At 68.3% G+C, this 19,997-nt stretch carries 22 protein-coding genes; 8 read left to right on the forward strand and 14 right to left on the reverse strand.

Annotated features, from left to right (window positions below; genetic code table 11):
• Positions 1-2: 2 nt before the first annotated feature.
• Positions 3-998 (reverse strand): tonB-system energizer ExbB, encoded by a 996-nt coding sequence (gene exbB / locus FM069_RS11115; RefSeq protein ID WP_143488378.1) that lies wholly within the window; start codon positions 996-998, stop codon positions 3-5.
• Positions 999-1,200: 202 nt separating this feature from the next.
• On the opposite strand from exbB, the gene FM069_RS11120 reads away from it, so the two are divergent.
• Entirely contained in the window at positions 1,201-2,055 is an 855-nt protein-coding gene (locus FM069_RS11120; RefSeq protein WP_143488379.1) for an NAD-dependent epimerase/dehydratase family protein, read from the forward strand.
• A gap of 13 nt (positions 2,056-2,068) precedes the next feature.
• On the opposite strand, the gene FM069_RS11125 is transcribed toward FM069_RS11120, so the two are convergent.
• The 6 genes from FM069_RS11125 to FM069_RS11150 form a co-directional block, all read right to left on the reverse strand.
• Positions 2,069-2,809, reverse strand: coding sequence for a hypothetical protein (locus FM069_RS11125; RefSeq protein WP_143488380.1), 741 nt, complete (start codon positions 2,807-2,809; stop codon positions 2,069-2,071).
• A gap of 50 nt (positions 2,810-2,859) precedes the next feature.
• Positions 2,860-3,240: a RidA family protein gene (locus FM069_RS11130; RefSeq protein ID WP_143488381.1), complete on the reverse strand. Its 381-nt coding sequence runs from the start codon at positions 3,238-3,240 to the stop codon at positions 2,860-2,862.
• Positions 3,241-3,304: 64 nt separating this feature from the next.
• Positions 3,305-5,410: a bifunctional GTP diphosphokinase/guanosine-3',5'-bis pyrophosphate 3'-pyrophosphohydrolase gene (spoT, locus tag FM069_RS11135; protein WP_143488382.1), complete on the reverse strand. Its 2,106-nt coding sequence runs from the start codon at positions 5,408-5,410 to the stop codon at positions 3,305-3,307.
• A gap of 57 nt (positions 5,411-5,467) precedes the next feature.
• On the reverse strand, positions 5,468-5,731 hold the full coding sequence (rpoZ, locus tag FM069_RS11140) for a DNA-directed RNA polymerase subunit omega (protein WP_143488383.1): 264 nt from the start codon (positions 5,729-5,731) through the stop codon (positions 5,468-5,470).
• A 106-nt stretch (positions 5,732-5,837) separates the two neighbouring features.
• Positions 5,838-6,458, reverse strand: coding sequence for a guanylate kinase (gene gmk / locus FM069_RS11145; protein WP_143488384.1), 621 nt, complete (start codon positions 6,456-6,458; stop codon positions 5,838-5,840).
• Between the two features lie 52 nt (positions 6,459-6,510).
• Complete coding sequence (locus FM069_RS11150; protein ID WP_143488385.1) at positions 6,511-7,374, reverse strand: YicC/YloC family endoribonuclease; 864 nt, start codon at positions 7,372-7,374, stop codon at positions 6,511-6,513.
• 182 nt (positions 7,375-7,556) lie between these two features.
• Between FM069_RS11150 and rph the strand changes: the two genes are divergently transcribed.
• Positions 7,557-8,285, forward strand: a complete 729-nt coding sequence (gene rph / locus FM069_RS11155; RefSeq protein WP_143488386.1) for a ribonuclease PH — start codon at positions 7,557-7,559, stop codon at positions 8,283-8,285.
• Between the two features lie 4 nt (positions 8,286-8,289).
• Positions 8,290-8,661: a DUF4870 domain-containing protein gene (locus FM069_RS11160; protein ID WP_143488387.1), complete on the forward strand. Its 372-nt coding sequence runs from the start codon at positions 8,290-8,292 to the stop codon at positions 8,659-8,661.
• Positions 8,662-8,697: 36 nt separating this feature from the next.
• Here the strand turns inward: FM069_RS11160 and FM069_RS11165 are convergent, their stop codons facing one another.
• On the reverse strand, positions 8,698-9,477 hold the full coding sequence (locus tag FM069_RS11165) for an exodeoxyribonuclease III (protein ID WP_143488388.1): 780 nt from the start codon (positions 9,475-9,477) through the stop codon (positions 8,698-8,700).
• 94 nt (positions 9,478-9,571) lie between these two features.
• Here FM069_RS11165 and pyrE point away from each other — a divergent pair, with 94 nt between their 5' ends.
• Together pyrE and FM069_RS11175 are read left to right on the forward strand one after the other, a co-directional pair.
• Complete coding sequence (pyrE, locus tag FM069_RS11170; RefSeq protein ID WP_143488389.1) at positions 9,572-10,213, forward strand: orotate phosphoribosyltransferase; 642 nt, start codon at positions 9,572-9,574, stop codon at positions 10,211-10,213.
• Positions 10,214-10,232: 19 nt separating this feature from the next.
• On the forward strand, positions 10,233-10,835 hold the full coding sequence (locus tag FM069_RS11175) for a DUF4124 domain-containing protein (RefSeq protein WP_143488390.1): 603 nt from the start codon (positions 10,233-10,235) through the stop codon (positions 10,833-10,835).
• 46 nt (positions 10,836-10,881) lie between these two features.
• Here the strand turns inward: FM069_RS11175 and argB are convergent, their stop codons facing one another.
• The 4 genes from argB to coaBC all read right to left on the reverse strand — a co-directional run bounded on the left by argB (position 10,882) and on the right by coaBC (position 16,203).
• Positions 10,882-11,787 carry an acetylglutamate kinase gene (gene argB / locus FM069_RS11180; protein ID WP_143488391.1) on the reverse strand — a complete coding sequence of 302 codons (906 nt, stop codon included), beginning with the start codon at positions 11,785-11,787 and terminating at the stop codon, positions 10,882-10,884.
• Positions 11,788-11,886: 99 nt separating this feature from the next.
• Complete coding sequence (gene algC, locus FM069_RS21710; protein ID WP_218570298.1) at positions 11,887-13,281, reverse strand: phosphomannomutase/phosphoglucomutase; 1,395 nt, start codon at positions 13,279-13,281, stop codon at positions 11,887-11,889.
• 1,243 nt (positions 13,282-14,524) lie between these two features.
• On the reverse strand, positions 14,525-14,989 hold the full coding sequence (gene dut, locus FM069_RS11190; RefSeq protein ID WP_143488393.1) for a dUTP diphosphatase: 465 nt from the start codon (positions 14,987-14,989) through the stop codon (positions 14,525-14,527).
• 5 nt (positions 14,990-14,994) lie between these two features.
• Positions 14,995-16,203 carry a bifunctional phosphopantothenoylcysteine decarboxylase/phosphopantothenate--cysteine ligase CoaBC gene (coaBC, locus tag FM069_RS11195; protein ID WP_143488394.1) on the reverse strand — a complete coding sequence of 403 codons (1,209 nt, stop codon included), beginning with the start codon at positions 16,201-16,203 and terminating at the stop codon, positions 14,995-14,997.
• Positions 16,204-16,453: 250 nt separating this feature from the next.
• On the opposite strand from coaBC, the gene radC reads away from it, so the two are divergent.
• Positions 16,454-17,128: a RadC family protein gene (gene radC, locus FM069_RS11200; RefSeq protein WP_143488395.1), complete on the forward strand. Its 675-nt coding sequence runs from the start codon at positions 16,454-16,456 to the stop codon at positions 17,126-17,128.
• 3 nt (positions 17,129-17,131) lie between these two features.
• Here radC and FM069_RS11205 read toward each other — a convergent pair whose 3' ends face one another.
• Positions 17,132-17,692 (reverse strand): hypothetical protein, encoded by a 561-nt coding sequence (locus tag FM069_RS11205; RefSeq protein ID WP_143488396.1) that lies wholly within the window; start codon positions 17,690-17,692, stop codon positions 17,132-17,134.
• Positions 17,689-19,260, reverse strand: coding sequence for an ABC transporter substrate-binding protein (locus FM069_RS11210; protein WP_143488397.1), 1,572 nt, complete (start codon positions 19,258-19,260; stop codon positions 17,689-17,691). Before FM069_RS11210 ends, FM069_RS11205 begins: the two co-directional genes overlap by 4 nt.
• 332 nt (positions 19,261-19,592) lie before the next feature.
• Between FM069_RS11210 and rpmB the strand changes: the two genes are divergently transcribed.
• Positions 19,593-19,829: a 50S ribosomal protein L28 gene (gene rpmB / locus FM069_RS11215; protein ID WP_143488398.1), complete on the forward strand. Its 237-nt coding sequence runs from the start codon at positions 19,593-19,595 to the stop codon at positions 19,827-19,829.
• 10 nt (positions 19,830-19,839) lie between these two features.
• Positions 19,840-19,995, forward strand: a complete 156-nt coding sequence (gene rpmG, locus FM069_RS11220; RefSeq protein ID WP_014854577.1) for a 50S ribosomal protein L33 — start codon at positions 19,840-19,842, stop codon at positions 19,993-19,995.
• Positions 19,996-19,997: the final 2 nt, after the last annotated feature.

A 19,997-nucleotide genomic window follows, 5' to 3' on the forward strand; every position in this document is an offset into this window, starting at 1 on the left:
TCTCAGCCCACTTTCACCATGTGTGGTTGGGAATTGCGCTCGGCCGGCAACTGGTCGAGGTCGCGGCTCACCAGCAGCAGCACCTGGGCGGAGGCATCCGCCACCTGGGCCTTGTAGCCGGCGATGGAGCGGGCGAAGACGTTGTAGATGACCACCGCGGGGATCGCCGCCACCAGGCCCATGGCGGTGGCCAGCAGCGCTTCGGCGATGCCGGGGGCGACCACGGCGAGGTTGGTGGTCTGGGAGCGGGCGATGCCGATGAAGCTGTTCATGATCCCCCAGACGGTACCGAACAGGCCGACGAAGGGGGCGGTGGAGCCGATGGTGGCGAGCACCCCGGTGCCCTGGCTCATGCGCCGGCCGCTGGCGGCCACCAGACGCTCCAGGCGGAAGCTGACCCGCTCCTTGATACCTTCGCGCTCGCGGACGCTGGCGGACAGCTTCACTTCTTCCAGGGCGTCGTGCACCAGCAGCCGCGACAAGCTGCCGGCGCGGTCGGCCTTCTCGCCGGCTTCGCTCAGGGTGCGGGCGGATTTCAGCGCCAGCAGCTCGCGGCGCAGGCGGCGCTTGGCGGCGATCAGCTCGATGCCCTTGGCCAGCCAGACGGTCCAGGTGAGGACCGAGGCGATGGCCAGGCCGATCATCACACCTTTCACCACCATATCGGCGTTCTGGTACATACCCCAGGGCGACAGGTCATGGGCGAGGCCCGGCTGGTCGTCGGCTTCGGCCACCGGGACCGAGGCGTCCGCGGTCGGCGCGGCAGGCGCTGTCTCCACCGGCGCCGTGGCCGGCGCTTCGCCGGTGGCGGCGGGCACCGCGGGCGTGGCGGTCGGCGTTGCCGGGGTGCTCTCGGGGGCCGCTGCGGGCGCGGGGGCCGCGGCATCGGCCATGGCGCCGGCGGGGATCAGCAGCCCGAGGCACAGCGCCGCGAAGAGCCGCACGACGCGGGAAGGGAGGAACGAGAGGGGCAGGGCACGTGAGGCGAGAGAGTTCATGCGGGCCGGACCTGATTGAGGAGGAAATCGATTGTCCATCGCGGCGGTTGACGGGCAGGCGATGGCACGAAGGGCAGTTATTATTGCAAGTAATTCTTGTTTGTAACAGGGATATGATGGTGCCATCACCAAACCGCCGGGTGCGGCGGTGTCCCGATGGCGGTGCACCTGGCATGCTGGCTGTTTTCCCGGAGTCCTTTCCATGACGATGCCTTCCTTGTTGATCGCCGGCTGCGGCGATGTCGGGGGCCGCCTGGCCACGCGCCTGATGGCCGAGGGTTGGCGGGTGTACGGCCTGCGCCGGACCATCGCTGCCCTGCCCGAGGGCGTGCTGCCGGTGGCCGGCGACCTGGAGCGCGACGCCTGCCCGACCGCCTGGCCCGGCGGCCCGTTGGACTACGTGGTGTACAGCGCGGCCGCCAGCCGCCACGACCAGGCTGGCTACCGGTCCGCCTACGTCGACGGCCTGCGCCACGTACTGGCCTGGCTGCAGGCCCACGGGCAGCGGCCGAAGCGGCTGCTGTTCGTGTCCAGCAGTGGGGTGTATGACCAGCGCGAGGGCGAATGGATCGACGAAACCTCGCCGGCACTGGCCGCGCGCTACTCCGGGCAGCTCATGCGCGAGGCCGAGGCGCTGGCCTTGGGCGCGCCGGTGCCGGCGTCCGTGGTGCGTCTCACCGGCCTCTACGGGCCGGGTCGGGAGTGGTTGCTGCGCCAGGTGCGCGAAGGCTACCGCGTGACCCGGGAGCCGCCACTGTATGCCAATCGCATCCACGTGGACGATGCCGCCGGGCTGCTGGCGTTCCTGCTGCAGGCGGATCGTCGCGGCGTGGCCCTGGAGGACTGTTACCTGGGGGTGGACGACGCCCCGGCGCCGCTGCACGAGGTGATGGACTGGCTGCGCCAGCGCCTGGGCGTGCAGCACTGGTCGGACGAGGAAACGGTGCGCCGGGCGGGCAGCAAGCGCTGTTCCAACGCCCGGGCGCGCGCCCTCGGCTGGCGGCCCCGGTATCCCAGTTACCGCGAGGGCTACGAGGCGATCCTCGCGGAGGACTGAAGGAGCGCGGGCGTCAGTCGCGGCGCAGCAGCCAGCGGCGGGGGCCGGGCACCAGGTCCGGGATCTCGTCCTGCTGGGCGCGGTTCACCGCGGCGAAGATTTCCAGCGTGTCGCCCTGGCGCGTGAAGATCCACGGCGCGCCCTGGTTGCCCTGCTGCAGCCAGAGGCTGTCGTGTTCCTCGCTGGTGGAGGCGCAGTCGCCCGCCAGGCACAGGGCGTAGCGATCCGCCCCGGGCAGGCCTTCGAGGCTGCCGTCGGCGCCGAAGCGTACCCGCCCGCCTTCGCCGTTGCCCTCGCGGATGATCCAGTCGCCGCCCAGGAAGGCCGCGTACAGCGCTTCCTCGAAACCGCTGCCCAGGGGCGCGTTGGCCGGGACACTGCGACTTGGCCGGGCGAAGCGCTGTTCCGGCAGGTGAGGGCTGGCTTCCTGCACCAGTTGCGCGCCGTCCAGGTGCAGGGCGTCCTGACCCTGGTCGTCGAGGTCGACGCGCCAGCGGTTGCTGGTCGCCGGGTCGGCGCTCAGTCGTCCATTGGCGGTCTCGAAACCGTTGGTGCCGTCGGCGCGGCCCGTCGCGGTATCCAGGCGCCATTCGAAGGTGGGGCCATAGGCCTGCAGGGATTCGCGCAGCTTGCCGCTCTCGCGGGCGGCGTCGATGGCGGCCTGGTTGATCCAGACCCCGCTGGGGTCCTGGGGTTTGCTGGCGCAGCCGGCCAGCACGAGGCTGCAGAGCAGCAGGGAAAGGCAGTCACGCATGGGGAGCATCCGTTGCGGCGGGCGGGGGCCGTGGGCCCCCGCCCGTTCCATCACTCGAGAACCAGGATGGCGTCCATCTCGACCTGGGAAGCGCGCGGCAGCGCGGCCACGCCGATGGCGGCGCGGGCCGGGTAGGGCTGCTGGAAGTAGCGGCCCATGATCTCGTTGACCGTGGCGAAGTGGCTGAGGTCGGTGAGGAAGATGTTCAGCTTGACGATGTCCTTGAGGGCGCCGCCGGCCGCCTCGGCCACCGCCTTGAGGTTCTCGAACACCTGCACGGTCTGAGCCTCGAAGCCGTCCACCAGCTCCATGGTCTTCGGGTCCAGGGGAATCTGCCCGGACAGGTAGACGGTGTTGCCGGCCTTGATCGCCTGGGAATAGGTGCCGATGGCGGCGGGTGCGTTCTCGGTATTGATCACAGTCTTGGACATGCTGACTCCTTGTGAGAGGGGTGGGGGCGAACGGAGCCTTCCGTTCGGAGCGCGTGCCCGCCGATCAGGCGCGCACGCGGGTGATGCGGACGACGCCCTTGAGGGCGCGCAGCTTCTTGATCACACGGGCCAGGTGCACCCGGTCGTGCACGCTGACCACCAGCTGGACGACGCTGATGCGGCCGTCGCGCTCGTCCATGCTGATCTTCTCGATGTTGCCGTCGGCGGCGTTGACGCTGCTGGCCAGCAGCGCGATCAGGCCGCGCTGGTGCTCCAGCTCGACCCGCAGCTCGACGTTGAATTCGCCGGTGACGTCCTTGGCCCAGGACAGCTGGATGCACTTCTCCGGGTTGTTGCGCACGTCCTCGATGTTCCGGCAGCTTTCCAGGTGCACCACCATGCCCTTGCCCGCCGACAGGTGGCCGACGATGGGGTCGCCGGGGATCGGCGTGCAGCACTTGGCATAGCTCAGTACCAGGCCCTCGGTGCCGCGGATCGCCAGCGGGCCCTCGCTGCCGTGGGCCTGCTCGCCGTCGCTGGAAAGCAGGCGGCGGGCCACCACGTAGGCCATGCGATTGCCCAGGCCGATGTCTTCCAGCAGGTCTTCCGGACTGTCCAGCCGGTACTCCACCAGGGCCGCCTGCAGGCGGTCGCCGGGAATCCGCTCCAGGTGGCTGTCGAAGCCGGCCAGGGCCTTGTTCAGCAGGCGCTCGCCGAGGTTCACCGACTCGGAGCGGCGCTGCAGCTTGAGGGCGTGGCGGATATGGGTGCGCGCCTTGCCGGTGACCACGAAGTTCAGCCAGGCCGGGTTCGGGCGTGCGCCGGGGGCGCTGACGATCTCCACCGTCTCGCCGCTCTGCAGCGGTTCCGACAGCGGCGCCAGGCGGCGGTCGATGCGGCAGGCGATGCAGGTATTGCCGACGTCGGTGTGCACTGCGTAGGCGAAGTCCACCGCCGTGGAGCCCTTGGGCAGCTCCATGATGCGGCCCTTGGGCGTGAACACGTAGACCTCGTCCGGGAACAGGTCGATCTTCACGCTCTCGATGAATTCCAGGGAGTTGCCGGCGCGCTGCTGCATCTCCAGCACGCCCTTGACCCACTGCCGCGCGCGGGCGTGGCTGGCCTTCGGCGCTTCCTCGTTGGACTTGTACAGCCAATGGGCGGCGATGCCGTTGTTGGCCATCTCCTCCATCTCGTGGGTGCGGATCTGGATCTCGATGGGCACCCCGTGCATGCCGAACAGCGTGGTATGCAGCGACTGGTAGCCGTTGGCCTTGGGGATCGCGATGTAGTCCTTGAAGCGGCCGGGCAGCGGCTTGTAGAGGTTGTGCACGGCGCCCAGCACGCGGTAGCAGGTGTCGACCTTGTCGACGATGATGCGGAAGGCGTAGACGTCCATGATCTCGTTGAACGCCTTGCGCTTGCCACGCATCTTCCGGTAGATGCTGTAGAGGTGCTTCTCGCGGCCGGTCACGTCGCCCTGCATGCCCTCGTGTTCCAGGCAGTGCGTGAGGGATTCCTCGATGCGACCGACGATTTCCTTGCGGTTGCCGCGGGCGCGCCGGACCGCGGCGCGGATGCGCTCGGCGCGCATCGGGTGCATGGCCTTGAAGCCCAGGTCCTCGAACTCCACGCGCATGCTGTGCATGCCCAGGCGGTTGGCGATGGGGGCGTAGATTTCCAGGGTTTCCTTGGCGATGCGCCGGCGTTTTTCGCCGGACAGCACTTCCAGGGTGCGCATGTTGTGCAGGCGGTCAGCCAGCTTCACCAGGATCACCCGGATATCCCGGGCCATGGCCATGGCCATCTTCTGGAAGTTCTCGGCCTGGGCCTCGGCCTTGGTCTCGAAGTTCATCTGGGTCAGCTTGCTGACCCCGTCCACCAGCTCCGCGACGGTCTCGCCGAACTGGGTGACCAGCGCTTCCTTGGCGATACCGGTGTCCTCGATCACGTCGTGCAGCATGGCGGCCATCAGGCTCTGATGGTCCATGTGCATGTCGGCGAGGATGCTGGCGACCGCCAGCGGGTGGGTGACGTAGGCCTCGCCGCTACGCCGGCGCTGCCCGTCGTGGGCTTGTTCGGCGTAGAAATAGGCGCGGCGGACCAGGTCGACCTGGTCGGGGCCGAGGTAGGACGAGAGCCGGTCGGCGAGCGTGTCTATGCTGGGCACTGCTGGCCTCCCCGCCGGCGACCGTCCGGCTCCGCGTCACGTCGACCAGGCATCGAATCAGAGCGCCTCGCTGGACTCGTCCTCGAAGGCGGCGAAGATCGGCTCGTCCTCGACGATCTCTTCCTGGGCGATCACGTCGTAGTCCACCAGGCCGCTGGCGATCTCGCGCAGGGCGACCACGGTGGGCTTGTCGTTTTCCCAGGCGACCTTCGGCTCTTTGCCGCCGGTGGCCAGTTGACGGGAGCGCTTGGTGGCGAGCATCACCAGTTCGAAGCGGTTATCGACGTTATCCAGGCAGTCTTCAACGGTGACGCGAGCCATGGTGTTCCTCGTAGAACTGGAAAATGAAGGCGAATAAGGCTGTGCCCGAGAGGGCGAGCGGACTGGATAGTCTAAAAAATCACCAGCCCGAAGGGAAGTGCTGATTTCACGCCAGCAGTTCGCTCAGCAACCCGCCGTGGCGTTGCTGCTGGACGCCCTGCAGCAACTGGTTGGAGCGGAAGATCGCCCGCAGGTCATCCAGGGCGTGGGCGAAGTCGTCGTTGATCACCAGGTAGTCGTACTCGACGTAGTGGCTCATCTCGCTGACCGCCTCGCGCATGCGCCGCTCGATCACCTCGCCGCTGTCCTGGCCACGCTTGGTCAGGCGGTGACGCAGGGCTTCCTGGGTCGGCGGCAGGATGAAGATGGACTTCGCCAGGGGCATCAGCCGGCGCACCTGCTGGGCGCCCTGCCAGTCGATCTCCAGGATCAGGTCGTAGCCTTCCGCCAGGGTCTGCTCGACCCAGCGTTGGGAGGTGCCATAGAGGTTGCCGAAGACTTCCGCGTGCTCGAGGAATTCGTTGCGCTCCAGCATGGAGAGGAAGCCCTCGCGGTCGACGAAGTGATAGTTCACCCCGTCCAGCTCGCCCGGGCGCATCGACCGGGTGGTGTGGGACACCGAGACGCGGATGCGCGGCTCGACGTCGATCAGCGATTTGACCAGGCTGGTCTTGCCGGCGCCGGAGGGCGCGGAAATGATGTAGAGGGTGCCGATGGTGGTGGGCATGGCGGGTTGTCCGGTAAGCGTCGAAGGGTGGGGAGCGGCGCGTCGGGGCGCGTCATTCGATGTTCTGAACCTGCTCGCGCATCTGTTCGATGAGCACCTTCAGGTTGACCGCCGCCTGGGTGCTGCGGGTGTCGAAGGCCTTGGAGCCCAGGGTGTTGGCCTCGCGGTTGAGTTCCTGCATGAGGAAATCCAGGCGCCGGCCGGCGGCGCCACCGGCCTTGAGCACCCGTCGCACTTCGCCGACATGGGTGTCGAGTCGGTCCAGCTCCTCGGCGACGTCGCTCTTCTGGGCCAGCAGCACCAGTTCCTGTTCCAGCCGCTGCGGGTCCAGCTCGGCCTGCATGTCACGGAAGCGCTCGACGATCCGATGGCGATGGGCGGCGAGCATCTGCGGGACCAGTTCGCGCAGCGCGGCGACTTCCGCACCGATGGTGTCCAGCCGGTCGTCGATCAGCCGCGCCAGGTCGGCGCCTTCCCGGGCGCGGCCGGCCTTGAGTTCGTCTAGGGCCTGCTCGAACAGGGACAGGGCGTCCCGGTTCAGCGCCTGGGGATCGGCCACGTCGGCCACCAGCACGCCCGGCCAGGCCAGCACCTCCAGGGGGTTGAGGGGCGCCGGGCGCTCGATCAGCGCGGCGACCGCCTCGGCGGCGGCGACCAGTTGGGTGGCCCGCTCGCGGTCCACTTGCAGGCTGCCGCGGAGGTTCTCCTCGGCGAAGCGCAGGGTGCATTCCACCTTGCCGCGGGACAGCCCCTGGCGCAGGGCGTCGCGCACCGCGCCTTCCAGTTCGCGGAAGGCGTCCGGCAGGCGCAGGTGCGGCTCCAGGTAGCGGTGGTTGACCGAGCGCAGCTCCCAGCTCAGGGTGCCGTGGGCGCCGGCCCTCTCGACGCGGGCGAAGGCGGTCATGCTGCGCACCATGGGGTTACCTCTCGGAAAGTGGGAACGAAAGGCGCCGGATTGTAACGCCAAACGCCACCTGGGGCGTGCGCCGCGGTCACCCCCGGCCGGCGAAGGCGTGCCGGCTGGCGCCCGCGGATGTCCGCCGCCCGCCGGGTTCCCTATAATGCGCAGCAGTTTTCGATCCAAACAGGTATTCACCGATGAAGCGTCCCAGTGGCCGCGCCGCCGACCAGCTGCGCCCGATCCGCATCACTCGCAACTACACCCGCCATGCCGAAGGCTCGGTCCTGGTGGAGTTCGGCGATACCAAGGTGATCTGCACCGCCAGCGTGGAATCCGGCGTGCCGCGCTTCCTCAAGGGGCAGGGCCAGGGCTGGCTGACCGCCGAGTACGGCATGCTGCCGCGGGCCACCGGCGAGCGGAACCAGCGCGAGGCCAGCCGTGGCAAGCAGGGCGGCCGGACCCTGGAGATCCAGCGCCTGATCGGCCGCTCGCTACGCGCCGCGCTGGACATGACCAAGCTGGGCGACAACACCCTGTACATCGATTGCGATGTGATCCAGGCCGATGGCGGTACCCGCACCGCGTCCATCACCGGCGCCATGGTGGCCCTGGTGGATGCCCTGGCGGTGCTGAAGAAGCGCGGCGCCATCAAGGCCAGCCACTCGCCCCTCAAGCAGATGGTGGCCGCGGTGTCCGTGGGCATGTACCAGGGCGAACCGGTGCTGGACCTGGACTACCCGGAGGATTCCGCCGCCGAGACCGACCTCAACGTGGTGATGACCGAGGCCGGTGGCTTCATCGAGATTCAGGGCACCGCCGAGGGCGAGCCGTTCCAGCCGGAGCAGCTCACCGCGATGCTGGCCCTGGCCGAAAAAGGCATGCGCGAGCTGTTCGAACTGCAGCGCGCGGCGCTGGCGACGGAGTGAGGGCATGACCATGGAATTCCGCGAACTGATGCCACCGCCGAGCCGCGAGGCCCGGCAATGGGCGATGGCTTGCCATTTCGCGGCGTTCCTCGGTCTGGTCTTCCCCTTCGGCAACCTGCTGGGGCCGCTGATCGTCTGGCAGCTGAAGAAGGACCAGGACCCCTTCATCGACCAGCAGGGCAAGGAGGCGCTGAATTTCCAGATCACCGTGGCGGTGGCCGGGCTGGTGTGCCTGCTGCTGATGCTGGTGGTGATCGGTTTCCTGCTGATCGGTCTGCTGGGGCTCGGCGCTCTGGTGCTGACCATCATCGCCGGCATCAAGGCGAACGAGGGTGCGGCGTATCGCTACCCCTTCACCTGGCGGTTGCTGAAGTAAGCATGGAAGGCGCGCCGCGCGGAGCGCGCGGCGGGGTCAGATGCTCAGCGTCCAGTCGTAGTCGACGATCAGCGGGGCGTGCCGGGAGAAGCGTGGCTGGCGCGGCAACCGTGCGCTGCGCACGAAGCGGCGCATGCCCGGGGTCAGTACCTGATAGTCGAAGCGCCAGCCCAGGTTGAGCAGCTCCGCCTGTTCGTTGTCCGGCCACCAGCTGAACTGGTCGCCTTCCCGGCTCACTTCGCGCAGGGCGTCGACGTAGCCGAAATTACCGAACACCTCGTCCAGCCAAGCCCGCTCCGGAGCCAGGAAGCCCGGCATCTGCTGGCAGTCGCGCCAGTTCTTCACATCCAGCTTCTGGTGGGCCACGTACAGCGACCCGCAGTAGATGTATTCACGGCGCTTGCGGCGCTGCTTGTTCAGGTAGTGGGTGAAATCGTCCATGAACTTGAACTTGTGGTTCAGGCTCTCGTCACCGCCTTGCCCGGAAGGCAGGAGCAGCGTGGCGATGCTCACCTTGTCGAAATCTGCCTGCAGGTAGCGCCCATAACGGTCGGCCATCTCGAAGCCCAGACCGCTGATCACCGCCTTGGGTTGCTGCCGCGAATAGAGCGCCACGCCGCCCTGGGCGGGGACTTCGGCATCGCAGGCATACAGGAAGTAGCCATCCAGTTGGAAGGCCGGGTCATCCAGTTCGAAGACGGAGGCGCGGGTGTCTTGCAGGCAGATCACGTCGGCATTCTGCGCCTGCAGCCAGCTGAGGAGTCCTCGCTCGGCGGCAGCCTGAATACCATTCACGTTCACACTGATGATCCGCATAAATGGCCCCCAAAAACACGTCCGTGTATGATACCCGAGCTCATTCCCATTAGCTAAATTCATAGCTGAATCCGTGCAGTCCGGGGCTCTTCCTATGCAGGCGTACCAGCGCGATTTCATTCGTTTCGCCATCGAGCGCGGGGTCCTGCGTTTCGGCGAATTCACCCTCAAGTCCGGGCGCACCAGTCCCTATTTCTTCAACGCCGGCCTGTTCGACAGCGGCCTCGCCCTGGCCCGTCTCGGGCGCTTTTACGCCGCGGCCCTGGCCGACAGCGGGCTGGACTTCGACGTGCTGTTCGGGCCGGCCTACAAGGGCATTCCCCTGGCCGCCGCCACGGCGGTGGCGCTGGCCGAGCACCACGAGCGCGACCTGCCTTGGTGCTTCAACCGCAAGGAAGCCAAGGAGCACGGCGAGGGCGGTACCCTGGTGGGCGCGCCGCTGCGTGGCCGGGTGATGATCGTCGACGACGTGATCACCGCCGGCACCGCGATTCGCGAGGTGATGCAGATCATCGAGGCCCAGGGCGCCCGCCCGGCCGGTGTGCTGATCGCCATGAACCGCCAGGAGCGCGGTCGCGGCGAGCTGTCGGCGATCCAGGAAGTGGAGCGCGATTTCGGCATGCCGGTGGTGAGCATCGTGGGCCTGGACCAGGTGCTGGACTATCTGGCCGAAGATGCTGAACTGAAGAAACACTTGCCCGCGGTGGAAGCCTACCGCGCCCAGTACGGCATCTGACGATCACAGGAAGCCTGCCATGGCCAGACAGGAAGCGATTCGCCTGACGCTGTTGCTCAGCCTCTGCTGCACGTTGCCGGTACAGGCCGCGGGCGAGCTGTACCGCTACGTCAACGACAAGGGCGTGACGGTGCTCGACCGCCAGGGCGTGCCGCCGGAGTTCGTCAGCAAGGGCTACCAGGTCCTGAACGACCAGGGTCGGGTGATCCAGGTGGTACCGCCGGCCCCGTCCCCCGAGGAAATGCAGCAGCGGCTGCAGGCCAAGGCCCAGGCCACCTCCGATGCACAGCTGCTGCGCCTGTATTCCAGCGTCGACGACGTGGACCGCGCCCTCAAGCGCAAGCTGGGCGAGATCGATGGCCTGATCAGCGTGGTCCGCGGCAACCTGCAGTCCCTCAAGGTGCAGCAGGACAACCTGCAGAGCCGCGCCGCCGACATGGAGCGCGCCGGTCGTACGGTGCCGGATGTGCTGGTCGGCCAGATCGCCGATCTCAAGGACGAGCAGCAACGTCTGGAGAAGGACATCCAGCGCTACCAGGACACGCGCCAGCAGACCGAGCAGACCTTCGGTGCCGACCGCGCGCGGATCGCCCAGCTGATGGGGACGTCCACGTCCCCCTGACATAAAAAAGGCCGCGTTCGAGCGGCCTTTTTCATGGGTGGCGGATTCAGGCGCGGCGGCGGTTGGTGATCAGCGTGCCGACCCCGGTATCGGTGAAGATCTCCAGCAGCACGGCATTGGGCACGCGCCCGTCGATGATGTGCGCACTGGTGACGCCACCCTGCACCGCCTCCAGAGCGCAACGAATCTTCGGCAGCATGCCGCCGTAGATGGTGCCGTCGGCGATCAGCGCGTCGACCTGCTCGGTGGACAGCCCGGTGAGCACCTCGCCCTGCTTGTCCATCAGTCCGGCGATGTTGGTCAGCAGCATCAGCTTCTCAGCCCTGAGCGCCTCGGCCACCTTGCCCGCCACCAGGTCGGCGTTGATGTTGTAGGACTCGCCCTCCGGGCCGACGCCGATGGGCGCGATCACCGGGATGAAATTGCCGCGCACCAGCATGTTCAGCAGCTCGACGTTGACCCCGGTGACCTCGCCGACGTGGCCGATGTCGATGATCTCCGGCTGGGTCATCTCCGGCGTCTTGCGGGTCACGGTGAGTTTCTTCGCCCGGATCAGCTCGGCGTCCTTGCCGGTCAGGCCGATGGCGCTGCCGCCGTGGCGGTTGATCAGGTTGACGATGTCCTTGTTCACCAGGCCGCCCAGCACCATCTCTACCACGTCCATGGTCTGTGCGTCGGTGACTCGCATGCCGTCGATGAACCGGCTCTCGATGGAGAGCCGGTTCAGCAGGTCGCCGATCTGCGGGCCGCCCCCGTGCACCACCACCGGGTTGATGCCCACTGCCTTCATCAGCACCATGTCGCGGGCGAAGCCGGCCTTGAGCTCGTCGCTTTCCATGGCGTTGCCGCCGTACTTGACCACCAGGGTCTTGCCGACGAAGCGGCGGATGTAGGGCAGCGCCTCGGACAGGACCTGGGCGACTTGGGTAGCGACTTCACGGCTGTGGGTCATGGGGACTCCAGTGAAACGGTGGGCCGACGGCTGGATGAAGAACGAGCCCCGGTGCGCGCGAGGCGGACCGGGGCGGTGGGGCTGCGCGACGCAGAGGACTCAGAACGGCAGGGTCAGGTCCGGGGCCACGGCGTAGAGCTGGGCGCGGAAGACTTCCTGGATGCGCTTGAGTTCTTCCTCGCTGTCCGCCTCGAAGCGCAGCACCAGCACCGGCGTGGTGTTGGAGGCGCGGATCAGGCCCCAGCCCTTGGGGTAGTCGACGCGCACGCCGTCCAGGGTGGTGAGGTTGGCCTCGCCCCAGTGGCCGTCGCGCTGCAGGCGCTCGATCAGGCGGAACTTGGTCTCGTCGGTGACGGTGATGTTGATCTCGGGGGTGGAAACGTCGCTGGGGAACGCCGAGAACACGTGTTCCGCGTCGCGCTTGTCCTGGCTGAGGATCTCCAGCAGGCGGGCGGCGCTGTAGATGCCGTCGTCGAAGCCGAACCAGCGCTCCTTGAAGAACACGTGGCCGCTCATCTCGCCGGCCAGCAGGGCGCCGGTTTCCTTCATCTTCTTTTTGATCAGCGAATGGCCGGTCTTCCACATCACCGGGCGGCCGCCGTAGCCGCTGATGAGGGCGGTGAGGCGGCGGGTGCATTTCACGTCGAAGATGATGTCGGCGCCCGGGTTGCGCGAGACCACGTCCTTGGCGAACAGCATCAGCAGGCGGTCGGGGTAGATGATGGTGCCGTTGTTGGTCACCACCCCGACGCGGTCGCCGTCGCCGTCGAAGGCCAGGCCCAGGTCGGCGTTCTCCGCCTTGACCTTGGCGATCAGGTCCTTCAGGTTTTCCGGCTTGCCCGGGTCCGGGTGGTGGTTCGGGAAGTGGCCGTCCACGTCGCAGAACAGCGGGATCACGCTGCAGCCCAGGGCCTCGATCAGGCGCGGAGCGATCACCCCGGCGACGCCGTTGCCGCAGTCCACCACCACGCGCATGGGCTTGGCCATCGCCACGTCGTCGCGGATCTGCTTGAAGTAGCGGTCGAGGATTTCCACCTGCTCGACGCTGCCGACGCCGCTGGCCAGGTCGTTGTTCTGGATGCGGGTGTGCAGCGCGGTAATGCTTTCGTTGGCCAGGGTGTCGCCGGCGATGACGATCTTGAAGCCGTTGTAGTCCGGCGGGTTGTGGCTGCCGGTGAGCATCACGCCGGATTTGCCTTCCAGCACGTGGGTCGCGTAGTAGAGCACCGGGGTCGGCACCATGCCGACGTCGCTGACCCGGCAGCCGCAGTCCAGCAGACCCTGGATCAGGCCCTGCACCAGCTCGGGACCGGAAAGGCGGCCGTCGCGGCCGACGGCGACATTGGGCTCGCCACGGGCCAGGCTCTCCGAGCCGATGGCGCGGCCGATCCAGTAGGCGCTTTCGGCGGTGAGCGTATCGCCGACCACGCCGCGGATGTCATAGGCGCGGAAGATGCTGGCGGGCAGGTTGGGGGCGTGCTGTGGGGTGCTCATAATCGGGGCTTGCTCCAATCCCAGGAGGTCCTGGTCTTCGTCGAGGATGTCGATATCGAGGATGTCGGTATCTTGAAAAAGTGGGTCGGTCAGCGCATCGGTCGCCGGCCGGACCGGCGGGGCGGGCGCCAGCGCGACGGGGGCGGCTTCCACGAGGGGCGCCGCTGCCGGGGCGGCCGGCGCGCTCTTGCGACGGGCCTGACGGATCAGGGTCTGGGCCAACAGGTCCAGGGCCGGGAGCTTCAGGGCGAAGGCTTTGACGCTCTTGCCGGTCGAGAGTTCTTGGACCATCTGGTTGAGGGCCAGGACGTCGTCCCGCAGGCGGTGCTGCAGGGACTGGCGCTGCAGGTACAGCCCGGTCAGCCCGCCGGCCAGGGCCAGCAGCGCGGCCAGGCCCAGCAGCAGCGGCGAGCCGCCGGCCTGGGCGAAGGCCGGGCCGGGCACGAATTCCAGCTTCCAGTGGGGGTTGCCGGTGGGGAAGCTCTCCGCCGCGGCGACGCCGGCCTGCCCGCCCTGGGCGAGGGTCTGCGGCGTGGCGCTGCCGAACTGCTGGACCAGGCGCCACTGGCCGGCGTCCTCCGGGAGCGGCGGCAGGGTCCGCAGCAGCCGTTGCAGGTCCACCGCCAGCAGCAGCGTGCCCTGGGCCGGCAGGCCATCGCCGGCGCGCAGCGGCGCGGCACTGTAGACCAGCCAGCGCTGGCCGATCCGGTAGGCTTCCGGCGCGGGTTGCGGGCCGCTCTCGGTCCGCCGCAGCAGGTCGAGGGCGGCGAAGTTCAGCGGTGCGGCCCGCTCCGAGGTGGGCTGCGCCTGGCCGGGCAGGTTGACGTAGGCGTCCACCACGTCGCCCCAGTAGGTGAGGGCCTGCTCGGCCGCCAGCACCTGGGCCGGTTGCTGGCTCTGCAGTGCCTGGACCAGGGCCGGGTTGCGCGCCGCCACGTCGGTGTCCCGGGCCAGTTGCGCCAGGGCCTTCTGCAGCGTCGCCGCCTGGCCGGCGCCCCAGGCCTGGAGCAGGCGCTGGCGTTCCTGCTGGCGGGCGCCTTCGAGGCTGCCGAACCACAGCAGCGCGCCGGCGGCGAGCACGCCGGCGACGCAGGCCACCACGGCCGGCAGGGCCACGCCGAAGCGGCCGGCGGGGCGCACGACCGGCTCCAGCGGGGTGAGGGTCAGGCTGTCATCGTCCTTGGCGGTACGCTTGAAGAGTTTCAACGGAACGTCTCCCGGGCGGTCGTCCTGCGGTAGGGGGTCAGTGGCTGCCGGAATGTCCGAAGCCGCCCGCGCCACGCTGGCTGGGGCTGTGATCGTCGAAGGCCTCGACCACCTCGAACCGGGCCTGCACCACCGGCACCAGCACCAGCTGGGCGATGCGCTCGCCGACGGCGATCTCGAAGGTCGTCTGGCCACGGTTCCAGCAGGACACCATCAGTTCGCCCTGGTAGTCCGAGTCGATCAGGCCCACCAGGTTGCCCAGCACGATGCCGTGCTTGTGGCCGAGGCCCGAGCGCGGCAGCACCAGGGCGGCGAGGCCGGGGTCGGCGATGTGGATCGCCAGGCCGGTAGGGATCAGCACGGTCTGGCCCGGTTCGAGGGACAGCGGCTGCTCGCTCATGGCGCGCAGGTCGAGCCCGGCGGAACCGGGGGTGGCGTACTGGGGCAGGGGGAAATCGCGACCCAGGCGCGGGTCGAGGATCTTCGCTTGCAGGGCGTGCATAGGGCTCAGGCCTGATTGAGACGTTCGGCGATGAAGGCGACCAGTTGCCGGGCGATCTTGCTCTTGCTGGTCTGCGCCAGGCTGGTCTGCCGCAGGTCGCGGTCGATGATGGTGATGGCGTTTTCCTCGCTGTTGAAACCGATGGCGGGGTTCGCCACGTCGTTCGCCACGATCAGGTCGAGGTTCTTGTCCCTGAGCTTGCGCGAGGCGTATTCCAGCAGGTGCTCGGTTTCCGCCGCGAAGCCGACGCTGAAGGGGCGGTCGTCACGGCGTGCGAGGGTGGCGAGGATGTCGGGGTTACGCACCAGTTGCAACAGCAGGCCCTCGCCACTGGCGGGGTCTTTCTTCATTTTGTGCGGCGCCACCACTTCGGGCCGGTAGTCCGCCACCGCGGCGGCGGCGATCAGCAGGTCGCAGGGCATCGCCGCCTCGCAGGCGGCCAGCATGTCGCGGGCGCTGATGACGTCGACCCGGTTGACCCGGTCGGGGGTCGGCAGGTGCACCGGGCCGGTGACCAGGGTCACCTTGGCACCTGCCTCGGCGGCGGCCTCGGCCAGGGAGAAGCCCATCTTCCCGGAGCTGTGGTTGGTGATGTAGCGCACCGGGTCGATATTCTCCCGGGTCGGGCCGGCGGTGATCAGCACATGCCGGCCGTCCAGGGCGCGGCGCTGGAAGCAGTCGGCGGCCAGCTGCGCCAGCTGCTCGGCTTCCAGCATGCGGCCGGGGCCCACGTCGCCGCAGGCCTGGCTGCCGGCGGCCGGGCCGAACAGGCGGATGCCGCGCTTGCCGAGCACCTCGGCGTTGGCCTGGGTGGAAGGGTCGCGCCACATGGCCTGGTTCATCGCCGGGGCGAGGGCCACGGGGGCGTCGGTGGCCAGCACCAGGGTGGTCAGCAGGTCGTCGGCGATGCCCTGGGTCAGGCGCGCCATCAGGTCGGCGGTGGCCGGCGCCACCAGGACCAGGTCGGCCCAGCGGGCCAGCTCGATGTGGCCCATGGCGGCTTCCGCGGCGGGGTCCAGCAGGTCGAGGTGAACGGGGTGCCCGGAGAGGGCCTGAAGGGTCAGCGGGGTGATGAATTCGCGCCCGCCGCGGGTCATCACGACCCGGACTTCGGCGCCCTGATCGCGCAGGCGGCGGACCAGCTCGGCACTCTTGTATGCGGCGATCCCGCCGCCCACGCCCAGAACGATGCGTTTCCGATAAAGCCGCTGCATAGGCCTGCCTTTTATAGAGGGTTCCATGCGCGGCGGAGACGCCTCCCCAGGCCGGCCGCCGCGCGAAGTCGGGGGCTAAGATAGCACAGGGTCCGGGGCGGCACAGGGGAACGCTCCTGCGTCCTCGGCGCACCGCGCGCGGGCGCTGCGAGCGACTTGGCGAAGCTGGGCTAGGCTATCCCTTCGCGGCCACGGAATGGCCGCCCGGTGCCCGCCCTGGGCGCCGTTCAACCCGTACACGGAGGTATGCATGAGCATTCGAGAATGGCCGGCCCAGGAGCGGCCCCGGGAGAAACTGCTGGAGCAGGGCGCGGCGATGCTGACCGATGCCGAATTGCTGGCGATCTTCCTGCGCACCGGGGTCGCCGGGCAGAGCGCGGTGGACCTGGCGCGGCACCTGCTCAACGACTTCGGCAGCCTGCGCCAGCTGCTGGAGGCGGACCTGACGGCGTTCAGCCGGCGCCTCGGCCTGGGGCCGGCGAAGTTCACCCAGCTGCAGGCGGTGCTGGAGATGGGGCGGCGCCACCTGGCCGAGCGCCTGCGCCGGGATTCCGCCCTGGAGAGCCCGCAGGCGGTGCGCGACTACCTCAAGGCCCAGCTGCGCCACGAGCGCCACGAAGTGTTCGGCTGCCTGTTCCTGGACGCCAAGCACCGGGCGCTGGCCTTCGAGGTGCTGTTCCACGGCACCATCGACACCGCCAACGTCTACCCGCGGCAGGTGGTCCGGCGCGCCCTGGCCCACAACGCGGCAGCCCTGATCATCACCCACAACCACCCCTCGGGCATCGCCGAGCCGAGCCAGGCGGACCAGAAGCTCACCCTGCGGCTGAAGGAAGCGCTGGCGCTGATCGACGTGCGCCTGCTGGACCATTTCATCGTCGGCGACGGCGAGCCGCTGTCCCTGGCGGAGCGGGGCCTGCTGTGAGGCCTAGGCGTCGAGGGTGCGGCGGCGGATGTCCCGCAGCAGGCGCTGGCGGATCAGGCCGCTGACCGGGCGGATGGCCAGCCAGTAGGGGGTGAACAGCAGGCGGCTGCGCCGGTCCGGCCAATACACCCGGGTTTCCGTGTGCAGCCGCGCGCCGTGGGCGCCTTCTTCGCAACGGAAGTGCAGCAGCAGCTTGGCGGTGCCGGGTTCGCGGAAAGCGCGGAAATCGTCGCCGTTCGTGCAGGGGCGCAGGCCGAAGTCGCTGCGCCAGAAGCGCCCGATCAGGCCGAAGGCGATTTCCCGGTCATCGGCTCGCCCCAGTGGGGTGAAGGCATGCAGGCCGAAGCGTGGTCGCTCGGCTAGGCCGTTGCGCAGGCCCAGGCGCAACGCCAGGCGCGCGGGCGCCTCACGCACCTGGAGGAGCAGCCGCACCAGGGGATCGTCTTCGTCGGAGGTCTGCTCGATGGCGTCGAGAATGCGCCCGGGCGCCGCCTGGACGTCCAGGGCATGCCGCTCGCTGAACTGGAAGACCGGCAGCAACTGGCCGGCGAGGCCCGTGTTCACAGCGCCACCGCGGAGAAGTCCTGGCGGCCAAACGGGTTGGCCTGGTAGCCCGTGACGTTCTTGCGCAGGAGCGCCGCGGCGGTCGGGTGGGCCAGTGGCAGCCACAACGCCTGGTCGTGGATGATCCGCTGCGCCTGCTGGTAGAGCGCGCTGCGCTTGGCCGGGTCGGCCACGGCCTTGCCCTGGCCGATCAGGTCGTCGAGGGTCTTGTCGCAGTAGCGGGCGAAGTTCAGCCCGGACTGCACGCTGGCGCAGGCGAATTGCGGGGTGAGGAAGTTGTCCGGGTCGCCGTTGTCCCCCGACCAGCCCATGAACAGCAGGTCGTGCTCGCCGGCCTTGGCGCGGCGGATCAGCTCGCCCCATTCGATCACGCGGATCTCGGCCTGGACCCCGATCTTCGCCAGGTCGGCCTGCAGCAACTGGGCGCCCAGGCTGGGGTTCGGGTTGAGCAGGCTGCCCGAGGGGCGGGTCCAGATAGTGGTCTTGAAGCCCTGGGCCAGGCCGGCCTCGGCCAGCAATGCCTTGGCCTTCTCGGGGTCATGGGCATAGCCGGGCTGGTCCTTGGCGTAGCTCCAGGTCGTGGGCGGGTAGGGGCCGTTGGCCTCGGTGGCGCTGCCTTCGAACACCGTCTTGAGGTAGCTGGCCTTGTCGAAGGCCAGGTTGATCGCCTGGCGGACCTTGGGGTTGTCCAGGGGTGGGTGCTGGCTGTTGAGGGCGACGAAAGCCGTCATGAAGGCCGGTGTCTCGCTCACCGCCAGGTTTGCGTCGCCGCGGGCCTGCTGCACGTCCAGGGGCTTGGGCGAGAGGGCGATCTGGCATTCGTTGCGCTTGAGCTTCTGCAGGCGCACGTTGGCGTCCGGGGTGATGGCGAAGATCAGGCCGTCCACCTTGGGCTTGCCGCCGAAGTAGTCCGGGTTGGCGGTGTAGCGCACCACCGCATCCTTCTGGAAACGCTTGAACACGAACGGGCCGGTGCCGATCGGGGCGCTGTTGAGTTTATCCGGCGTGCCGGCGCGCATCAGCTGGTCGGTGTACTCGGCGGAATAGATGGAGGCGAAGCCCATGCTGAGCATGGCGAGGAAGGTGGCGTCCGGAGTGTTCAGGGTGAAGCGCACGGTGTAGGGATCGAGCTTCTCCACCGCCTTGATCAGGCTCGGCAGCTGCATCGACTGGGCGTGGGGAAAGCCGCTGGCGGCCACCTTGTGCCAGGGGTTGGCCGGGTCGAGCATGCGCTGGAAGCTGAACACCACGTCGTCGGCGTTCAGCGGGCGGCTCGGGTTGAAGTAATCGGTGTGGTGGAAGCGCACGTCCTGGCGCAGCTCGAAGCGGTAGCTCAGGCCGTCCTCCGAGACTTCCCAGCGCTGGGCCAGGCTCGGCACCACCTTGCCCTGGGCGGCATCGAACTCCACCAGGCGGTTCATCAGCACGTCGGCCGAGGCATTGGTGGTGGTCAGGGCGTTGTACTGCACCACGTCGAACCCGTCCGGGCTGGCTTCGGTGCACACGCTCAGGCTGGCGGCCTGGGCCAGCAGGGGGGCGAACAGCAGGGGCAGGGCGGCGAGACGCATGGGCGCGGATTCCTGTCGAGAATGGGCGAGGGGCGGGCCCTACCCTAGACCAAGGCGAAAAGCGGAACAATCGCGCGGCGCGACGAGCGGTGTCTTGACCGGCCGCAGAGCCCGGCGGGCGGGGCTGCGCACGGCTACCGGCGGGGCTTTCCGTCCTTGCGGGGGCGGGGGTGTTCTGGTATAAAGCAGCGCTCTTTTCTAGGGGCCCGGTCCTTCGCGGTGCGTGTGCGGCCGGTAAGACCCTGACGAGACGGGCGTGAACACGCCCATAAATATGAGTTCAAGCGGCCAACCCATGCCGGGTTGGGCATGTGGTCTTAGAGGGCTGAGGCATGTCGAGAGTCTGTCAAGTGACCGGTAAGGGTCCGGTCACCGGGAATAACATTTCCCACGCACACAACAAAACCCGCCGTCGTTTCCTGCCGAACCTGCAGCATCACCGCTTCTGGGTCGAGTCCGAGAAGCGCTTCGTGCGTCTGCGCGTTTCCGCCAAGGGCATGCGCATCATCGACAAGCGTGGCATTGACGTCGTTCTGTCCGAGCTGCGCGCTCGCGGCGAAAAGGTTTAAGGAGACAATCATGCGTGACCTGATTCGTTTGGTGTCCAGCGCCGGTACCGGCCACTTCTACACCACCGACAAGAACAAGCGCACCACCCCCGACAAGATCGAAATCAAGAAGTACGATCCTGTCGTGCGCAAGCACGTGATCTACAAGGAAGCCAAGATCAAGTAATT

This window comes from Pseudomonas mangiferae, assembly GCF_007109405.1.
Classification (GTDB): Bacteria; Pseudomonadota; Gammaproteobacteria; order Pseudomonadales; family Pseudomonadaceae; genus Pseudomonas_T; species Pseudomonas_T mangiferae.